The sequence below is a fragment of the Streptomyces sp. NPDC058045 genome (assembly GCF_042885635.1).
GTDB lineage: Bacteria > Actinomycetota > Actinomycetes > Streptomycetales > Streptomycetaceae > Streptomyces.
This window is the reverse complement of the sequence record NZ_JBHVRR010000099.1, coordinates 1-8,027: the sequence shown is the minus strand read 5'-3', so window position 1 is coordinate 8,027 and position 8,027 is coordinate 1. Positions and strand designations below refer to the sequence as shown.

Here is an 8,027-nt window from a genome sequence, read left to right as displayed (position 1 = left end):
AGCGGGGTCTGGTGCGTGCTCTCGGTGTGCCGGCCGGACGCCCTCGTACTGGACGTACTTGGGCGTTTGGCCGGTGCAGCGAGAGTGCGTGCCAGGGCCCGCGACGCCACGGAGATCCAAACGACACGGCCTAGTGCGGTCCGGTTGCGGTCAGGGCACCGGTGGGATGGAGACGGCCATGGTCATCCGGGCTGGGGTGGTGCCGTCGTTGCGGTAGGCGTGCGGCACCCGGGCATCGAAGGCGGCGGAGGTCCCGGCGGGCAGGGTGTGCACCGCCCCGTCGACCTCCAGGGTGAGGGTGCCCTCCTCGACGTGGAGCAGTTCGACGGTGCCGGGCGGGTGCGGGTCGGAGGCGGAGCCCTCGCCAGGCATCAGCAGCCAGGACCACAGCTCCAGCGGCCCGCGCTGCTCGGTGCCGACCAGCAGTGTGGTGCGGCTCCCGGCCTCGGTGGACCACATACGCACCGCCTGCTCCGGCGGCACTAGGCGGACCTCGGCGCCCTGTTCATGGTCGAGCAGGGTGGCGATGCTGACCCCCAGGGCGTCGGCGATCTTGACGGTGGTGCCGACGCTGGGGTTGGTGCGCGCCTGCTCGATCTGGATGATCATGCCGCGGCTGACCCCGGCCCGGGCGGCGAGCGTGTCCAGGGTGAAGCCGCGCTCCCCGCGCCACCGCTTGAGGTTGCGTGCGAGGGACTGGGTGAGCTGGTCGAGATCCGACACGGTCCGTCCAATATCCTTGATGACAGGGTTCAGTTTACTGAACTACGGTGTGGTGCAGCGAAAGCTTCCGAACGTTCACCGCACTGTACTGCGAGGCCCATCCCGTGACCGCCGCTTCCCTCCTCTTCGCCCTGGGCACCAGCCTGCTCTGGGGCCTGGCCGACTTCGGCGGCGGGCTGCTGACCCGCCGCACCCCCGCCCTCACCGTGGTGGTGGTCTCCCAGTCCCTCGCGGTGCTGGTGCTCGGCGCGGTGGTACTCGCCACCGGAGCACTCCACCAGGCAAGCCCCCGGCTGTGGTTCGCGGTCGCGGCCGGTGCGGTCGGCCCGGTGGCCATGCTCGCCTTCTACCGGGCGCTCGCCCTCGGCCCGATGGGCGTGGTCTCCCCGCTGGGCTCGCTCGGGGTGGCCGTCCCGGTCGGCGTCGGCCTGGTCCTGGGCGAGCGCCCCGGGGTGCTCCAGGCCGCGGGGATCGCGGTGGCGGTGGTGGGGGTGGTGCTGGCGGGCGGGCCGCAGTGGCGGGGTGCGCCGGTGCAGCGGCAGGCGGTGGCGCTGACTCTGGTGGCCGCGGTCGGCTTCGGCGCCGTGATGGCCCTGATCGCGGAGGCCTCCACCACCGTCACCGGACTCTTCCTGGCGCTGTTCGTACAGCGGGTGACCAATGTGACGGTGGGCGGCGCCGCCCTGTGGGTCTCGATACGCCGCGGCGGCACCGCGCTCCCGGAGGGCGGCGGCGGGCCCCGGCTGCTGCTGCGCGCACTGCCCGCCCTCGCCTTCGTGGGCCTGGCCGATGTCGCCGCCAACGGCACCTACGCCACCGCCGCCCGTATCGGCCCGGTCACCGTGGTCGCCGTCCTCGCCTCGCTCTACCCGGTGGTGACGGCGCTGGCGGCGCGCGGGGTGCTGCGGGAGCGGCTGCTCGGGGTGCAGGCGGCGGGCGCGGGCCTGGCCCTGGTCGGCACCGTCCTCCTCGCCACCGGCTGACCAACTACCGTATGGTGCCGAGCCGTTGCCCTCCAGAGCGCCCGACTCCCCTACTGCTGCGCGGAGTTGCCGTCCTCGAACCCGGCGGCGGGGCCCACGGCCTCGGCCAGATCGCTGAGTTGCTGCGCGGTGACACCGTCCGGGACGGGCACCGGAGCCGGGGTGCGCAGCGGCGGCTGCCAGCCCTCCGCGGCGCTCCAGCGGCGTACCACCCGGGCCGGCGCGCCCGCCACGACACTGTGGTCGGGGACCTCGCCGCGTACCACCGCACCGGCCGCCACCACCACGTTCCGCCCGATCCGGGCGCCCGGCAGGATCACCGCACCGGTCCCGATCCAGCAGCCGGGGCCGATGGCCACCGGTTCCGTCCGGGGCCACTGGTGGCCGATGGGCCGGTGCGGGTCGTCGTAGGAGTGGTTGGTGGAGGTGACGTAGACATAGGGGCCGACGTAGCAGTCGGCGCCGACGGTGACGGTGGTGTCGGCGATGAGGTGGCTGCCGCGGCCCAGCACCACACCGTCCCCGATCCGCAGGATCGGCTCCGGCCCGAGGTCCAGGTCCGGCATCAGACCGGCGGTGAGGGTGACCTGCTCGCCGATGACGCAGTGCGCCCCGAGGTGGATCCACCGCTCGTTGAAGACGGTGCCTTGCGGGAAGGCGAGGCGGGTGCCGGGCCCGATCGCGCCGAACCGCAGCTTCCCCGGATGCTCGCGGCTGACCGCGCCGACGCCCTGCGCCCAGGCCCAACTCCCGTGCACCGCGCGCTGCGCCAGACCGCGCCCGAACGCGGCCAGGGACAAGAACGTGTTCCTTTTTCTGCGCACCCGCCCACGGTACTCAGCCCGGCGGGAGCCGAGTGCCCGTCACCTTGTGACCTTCACCCCAGCGCGGCGCGGGCCGTCAGCCGACCTCGCGGTGTGTCTCGGCGAGATCCCGGTACACCTCGGCGTTGAGCCGGATTCCGGCCGCCTCCTCCTCGGTGAGCGGCCGCTTGACCTTGGCGGGGACACCGGCCACCAGCGAACCGGGCGGCACCCGCATTCCCTGCGGCACCAGGGACTGCGCCGCGACCAGTGAACCGGCCCCGATCACCGCCCCGTTGAGCACCGTGGCGCCCATGCCGACCAGTACGTCGTCCTCGACGGTGCAGCCGTGCAGTACCGCGTTGTGCCCGACCGAGACGCCCGCCCCCACGACCAGCGGGAAGCCGGGGTCGGTGTGCAGGGTGCAGTTGTCCTGGATGTTGCTGCCGGCGCCGAGGACCAGCGGCCCGCAGTCGGCCCGCAGCACCGCCTGGTACCAGACGCTCGCCCCGGCGGCGATCTCCACATCGCCGAGAACCACCGAGGTGGGCGCGGTGAAGGCGTCGGGGTCGATCCGCGGCGCCTTGCCGCCGACGCCGCTCACCAGTGCCTGCGGTGCCATACCGGTCTCCTTGCGGGGTGTGGGGGGTGTGAACTGCCTTGCGTGGCAGGTGACTTGCGGGGTGCGGTCAGTCGGCGGCGCGGACCGGGTCCGGCTCGGCGGACTGCTCGGGGACGGGCTCCGGGTGCGCCTTCTTCTCCTTCTTCGCGCGGTACCGCATCAGTAGCATCGAGCCCAGCCCGATCAGCAGCGCGACCAGCAGCCCCAGCCAGGAGAACCGCTTCAGCCAGTCCTCCGCGACGATCCCCAGGTAGTAGACGACCGCCGTGGTGCCGCCCGCCCAGACCACCCCGCCGAGCACATTGGCGATCAGGAACTTCCAGTACGGCATGTGCAGCACACCGGCGAGCGGGCCGGCGAAGATCCGCAGCAGGGCGACGAACCGGCCGAAGAAGACCGCCCACATCCCCCACTTCTGGAACGACCGCTCGGCGGACGCCACTTGGGTCTCACCGAAGTGCTTGGGGAACTTCCGCCCGAGCCAGGCCAGCAGCGGCCGCCCGCCCCTGCGCCCGACGGCATAACCGATCGAGTCCCCGACCACCGCTCCCACACTGGCGCAGGCGCCGAGGATCACCGGGTCGATCTCGCCGTGCGCCGCGGCCAGCAGCGCGGCCGACACCAGCACGATCTCGCCGGGCAGCGGAATACCGATGCTCTCCAGGCCGATCACCACGCCGACCAGCGCATAGATGCTGACCGCCGGTACGGCCTCCAGCCACTCCTGGATGTGCACCGCGAATCCTCCCGTCGCCTCCGCTTGCGTGGTCCCACGCAGTGCGCGACTCCCCGGGCGCACCCCGGGAAGCCTACCCGGACCGGGGACGATGCCCGGTGGGCGGCGGCGGGCGCCCGGTCAGCCGTGCGGGCGCAGCGTCCAGAGCACCGTCATCTCAGCGGTGACCGCGCCGTCCTCACGGGTGATCGCGATCCGCACCGGGAACTCCGGCCGCCGCCCCGCGTCGAGTTCGACGGCCACCTCGGCGGCCGGGCGGCCCAGGGTGGCGGTGGCGGTGACCGGGCCCATGGCGAGCTTGCGGTAGGCGATCTCGGCGCGCACCGCGAGCGGCACGGCGCGCGCCAACTGGTCACCGAAGGCGGCCAGCACGATGGCCCCGCTCGCGGACTCGCCGAGGGTGAACAGGGCGCCGGCGTGCGGCCCGCCGACATGGTTGTGGAAGTCGGGCTGGTCCGGCAGCGAGACGACGGCCCGCTCCGGGCCGGTCTCCTCGAACCGGAGATCCAGGGTGCGGGCCATCGGAACGGTCGCCGCGAGCATCTCCCCGACGGACATCTGATCTGCGCTCATAGCGCGGACGTTACCCGCCGGTAGCAATCTCTGGCCAGACACTCCCCTGATGCCGCAGCTCACCGCTATCCGTTATGTCCGACAATGCCCCGCGTCCGGTACGGAGCTGACAAGGGGCGGTGACCGAACCGTGTCCCGGACGGCACTAAGGTGACTGCCCATGTGGCCAGGACAGCAGCCGCCCGGGGGCGAGCAGAACCCGCAGGACCAGAACCCGTACCAGCAGCCGGGTTACCAGCAACCGAGCCCGTACCAGCAGCAGGGCTACCAGCAGCCGAACCCGTACCAGCAGCAGGGCGGGCAGGGCGGGCAGCAGCAGTGGGGGGCTCCGACGGTCCCGATGGGGGCGGCCCCGCCGCCCGGCGGTGGCGGTGACGACCGCAAGAAGATCATGATCACCGCGCTGGTGGCGGTCGGCGCCGTGGTGGTGACCGCCGGCGTCACCGGCTTCATGGTCCTCGGCAAGGACGACAAGAAGGACACCGCGGCACCGGCCGCGTCCAAGTCGCCCACGGCCCCCACCGCGCCCAGCACACCCACCGGGAACGACAACCCGCGCGACGACAAGGGCGAGAAGGCGACCGTCCCCGGCTGGAAGGTCGTGGTGAACCCCAAGTGGGGCACCGCCTTCGACGTGCCGCCGGAGTGGAAGGTCCTCAGCCCCGGCACCTTCATCGGCTTCGAGGACAAGCAGAAGGAGGACGCCAAGCCCCTCATCGGCATGTCGGCGCCCGCCTTCCTCAAGGAGAAGTGGTGCACCTCCGACGACGACCACGACGGCTCCCCCAGTGACACCGCGCTGGCCGGCACCGGGACCAAGGGCCAGAACGGCGCCAAGGACACCGACTTCATCGCGCGCAACGACGCCGCCTGGTGGGTCTTCGGCGGCTACACCGACCAGAAGAAGGCCAGCAAGAAGCTGCTGAAGATCGGCGAACCGAAGCCGTTCACCACCGACTCCGGTGTCAAGGGCAGTGTGGCCACCACCTACTCGGAGGGTGTGAAGAAGGCCGGCAAGTGCGACTCCGACGGCAAGGCCACCACCTTCGGCTTCAAGAACGCCAAGGGCGACTTCGTCTCCTGGACGTTCTACGGCGCCAAGGGCGTCAAGGAGGAAGTGCCGGACGAGACGGTGCAGAAGATCCTCAAGACGGTGCGCCTGCACGGCGATCCGGAGGGCTGACCTTCCCGGGCCCGGCACAAATCGTTTGGCCGCCGGACCCCGCACCCGCGATAGTCCTCCGGTGACTCCGACCGGTACCGCTCCTTCCGCAGGCCCCCGCACCGCGTGGGCCGGCCGCAACCACACACTGCTGACCGCCGCCGCGGTGGTGACCAACCTGGGCAGCCAGGGGGCACTCATCGCGGCGGCGTTCGCGGTACTGGGGGCGGGCGGCAGCGGCGGCGACGTGGGTCTGGTGGCCGCCGCCCGTACCGTGCCGCTGGTGCTCTTCCTGCTGGTCGGCGGCGCGGTCGCGGACCGGCTGCCGCGGCACCGGGTGATGGTCGCCGCCAACGCCCTCAACTGCCTCTCCCAGGCCGCGTTCGCCGCCCTGGTGCTGGCGGGCGAACCGCGGCTCTGGCAGATGATGCTGCTGGCCGCGCTCGGCGGCACCGGGCAGGCCTTCTTCGGACCCGCCTCCGAGGGCATGTTGATGGCCTCGGTCGACGAGCGGCAGGCCGGACGGGCCTTCGCGCTCTACCGGATGGCGCTGAACGGCGCCGGTATCGGCGGCGCCGCACTCGGTGGCGCCCTGGTGGCGCTCATCGGCCCCGGCTGGGTGCTCGCGGTGGACGCCGCCGCCTTCGCCCTCGCCGGCGCCCTGCGCGCCCTGCTCGACGTGAGCGGGATGCCGGCCCGCGCCCCCGGCGCCGGGATGCTCGCCGAACTCCGCAGCGGCTGGCGGGAGTTCATCGGCCGCCCGTGGCTGTGGTCGGTCGTGGTGCAGTTCGCGGTGGTCAACGCGGTGGTCGGCGCCGCCGAGTCGGTGTACGGACCGCTGGTCGCCCGGGACTCGCTGGGCGGGCCGGGTCCCTGGGGTGTGGCGCTCGGCGCGTTCGGTGCGGGCACGGTGTGCGGGGCGCTGCTGATGACCCGGTGGAAACCGCGGCGGCTGCTGCTCGCCGGGGCACTCTGCACCTTCCCGCTGGCCCTGCCGTCCGCGGCGCTGGCGGTGCCGCTGCCCGTGGTGTGGCTGACAGCGGTGATGTTCGTGAGCGGAGCGAGCGTCGAGGTGTTCGGCGTCTCGTGGATCACCGCGATGCACCAGGAGATCCCGGAGGAGAAGTTCTCCCGCGTCTCGGCCTACGACTGGCTGGGCTCCGTCGGCCTGGTACCCGTGGCCACCGCCCTCGCGGGACCGGTGGAGAACGCGGCGGGCCGCACCACCGCCCTCTGGGGCTGCTCCGCCCTGATCGTCCTGGTCACCGCGGCGGTACTGACCGTGCCCGAGGTCCGCACCCTGACCCGACGCGGCGGATCGGCCCCGGAGGCACCGGTGGCCCAGGGCGAGGCCGTGGCGGAGGGACCCGTCGCCCAGAGGTGAACCCGGGGGTCGGCGACGGGGATCGGGCCGCCGTCAGCCGATGCGGAAGGCGCCCGACGGTGGCAGCGGGGAGGCCGTCGCCGTCTCGTCCGCTACCGGGCGGGCGTCACCGGTGAAGCGCCGCAGCCGCTCCCCGTCGACCACCCGGGCCGGGAAGGCGTCGCCCGCGGTGCGCCGCGCCAGTTCGGTCACCGCCACCGGCCGGTCCGAGGCCAGCAGCACCGCGTTGCCGAAGCGCCGGCCGCGCAGCACCGCGGGCTCCGCGATCAGCGCCACCTCCGCGAACACCTCGGCGCAGCCCGCCAGTTGAGACCGCAGGAAGTCGAAGGGCGCCGAGTCCGCGAGATTCGCCGTGTACAGCCCACCGGGCCGCAGCAACCGGGCCGCGGACCGCAGAAAGCTCAACGTGGTCAGCGCGGCCGGCACCCGCGAGCCGCCGAACACATCGGCCACCAGCACATCCGCACCCCCCGGCGCGGCCGTCGCGGTCCAGGCGCGGGCGTCCGCGGTGTGCACGGTGACGTCCGCGCCCGCCGGCAACGGCAGTTGATCCCGCACCAGCGCGACGAGCGCCCGGTCCGCCTCCACCACCCGCTGCCGGGAACCGGGGCGGGTCGCCGCCACATACCGGGGCAGGGTGAGCCCGCCGCCGCCCAGGTGCAGCACATCGAGCGCCTCCCCGGGCGGGGCGGCGGTGTCCAGCACATGGCCGAGGCGGCGGGTGTACTCGAACTCCAGATGCCGCGGATCGTCCAGGTCCACATACGACTGCGGCGCCCCGTCCACGGTCAGCAACCAGGCCCGGGGCCGATCCACATCCGGCAGCAGCCGCGCGGTCCCCAGGTCGACGTCCCGCACCACCGGTATCGACTCGTCCACGAGGCCATTGTGCCGCGACCGCGCGCCCCGCCCCTCCCGCGGTGCCGGGAGGGGCGGGGCCGGTCGGCTAGGCCGTGTCGTTTGGATCTCCGTGGAGGAAGGAGCGGGGTCTGGTGCGTGCTCTCGGTGCGCCGGCCAAGCGCCCTCGTACTGGACGTACTT

The 8,027-nt window shown here is 73.0% G+C and carries 9 protein-coding genes; 3 read left to right on the top strand and 6 right to left on the bottom strand.

Annotated elements, in window-relative coordinates; translation table 11 throughout:
* Positions 1–150: 150 nt before the first annotated feature.
* A complete protein-coding gene (locus ACFVST_RS28930) occupies positions 151–723 on the bottom strand; it encodes a helix-turn-helix domain-containing protein (RefSeq protein WP_390156559.1) in 573 nt (190 codons plus the stop codon).
* A 104-nt stretch (positions 724–827) separates the two neighbouring features.
* On the opposite strand from ACFVST_RS28930, the gene ACFVST_RS28925 reads away from it, so the two are divergent.
* Positions 828–1,706 carry an EamA family transporter gene (locus ACFVST_RS28925; RefSeq protein ID WP_390156558.1) on the top strand — a complete coding sequence of 293 codons (879 nt, stop codon included), beginning with the start codon at positions 828–830 and terminating at the stop codon, positions 1,704–1,706.
* Between the two features lie 50 nt (positions 1,707–1,756).
* Here ACFVST_RS28925 and ACFVST_RS28920 read toward each other — a convergent pair whose 3' ends face one another.
* From ACFVST_RS28920 to ACFVST_RS28905, 4 genes are all read right to left on the bottom strand, one after another.
* Positions 1,757–2,506, bottom strand: coding sequence for an acyltransferase (locus ACFVST_RS28920; protein ID WP_390156557.1), 750 nt, complete (start codon positions 2,504–2,506; stop codon positions 1,757–1,759).
* A gap of 100 nt (positions 2,507–2,606) precedes the next feature.
* The gene (locus ACFVST_RS28915; protein WP_390156556.1) at positions 2,607–3,131 is read right to left on the bottom strand and encodes a gamma carbonic anhydrase family protein; all 525 of its coding nucleotides are present in this window, start codon (positions 3,129–3,131) and stop codon (positions 2,607–2,609) included.
* Between the two features lie 67 nt (positions 3,132–3,198).
* Positions 3,199–3,867, bottom strand: a complete 669-nt coding sequence (locus ACFVST_RS28910; RefSeq protein ID WP_390156555.1) for a DedA family protein — start codon at positions 3,865–3,867, stop codon at positions 3,199–3,201.
* A gap of 120 nt (positions 3,868–3,987) precedes the next feature.
* Entirely contained in the window at positions 3,988–4,440 is a 453-nt protein-coding gene (locus tag ACFVST_RS28905; protein WP_390156554.1) for a DUF4442 domain-containing protein, read from the bottom strand.
* Between the two features lie 160 nt (positions 4,441–4,600).
* On the opposite strand from ACFVST_RS28905, the gene ACFVST_RS28900 reads away from it, so the two are divergent.
* Together ACFVST_RS28900 and ACFVST_RS28895 are read left to right on the top strand one after the other, a co-directional pair.
* Positions 4,601–5,623 carry a hypothetical protein gene (locus ACFVST_RS28900; protein WP_390156553.1) on the top strand — a complete coding sequence of 341 codons (1,023 nt, stop codon included), beginning with the start codon at positions 4,601–4,603 and terminating at the stop codon, positions 5,621–5,623.
* A 61-nt stretch (positions 5,624–5,684) separates the two neighbouring features.
* On the top strand, positions 5,685–6,986 hold the full coding sequence (locus ACFVST_RS28895; RefSeq protein WP_390156552.1) for an MFS transporter: 1,302 nt from the start codon (positions 5,685–5,687) through the stop codon (positions 6,984–6,986).
* A gap of 33 nt (positions 6,987–7,019) precedes the next feature.
* On the opposite strand, the gene ACFVST_RS28890 is transcribed toward ACFVST_RS28895, so the two are convergent.
* The gene (locus ACFVST_RS28890; protein WP_390156551.1) at positions 7,020–7,865 is read right to left on the bottom strand and encodes a spermidine synthase; all 846 of its coding nucleotides are present in this window, start codon (positions 7,863–7,865) and stop codon (positions 7,020–7,022) included.
* Between the last annotated feature and the right edge of the window lie 162 nt (positions 7,866–8,027).

Bases quoted from the DNA above. Each gene is read 5' to 3' on its own strand.
- ACFVST_RS28915 (WP_390156556.1), bottom strand. From the start codon at position 3,131: ATGGCACCGCAGGCACTGGTGAGCGGCGTCGGCGGCAAGGCGCCGCGG.
- ACFVST_RS28905 (WP_390156554.1), bottom strand. From the start codon at position 4,440: ATGAGCGCAGATCAGATGTCCGTCGGGGAGATGCTCGCGGCGACCGTT.
- ACFVST_RS28900 (WP_390156553.1), top strand. From the start codon at position 4,601: ATGTGGCCAGGACAGCAGCCGCCCGGGGGCGAGCAGAACCCGCAGGAC.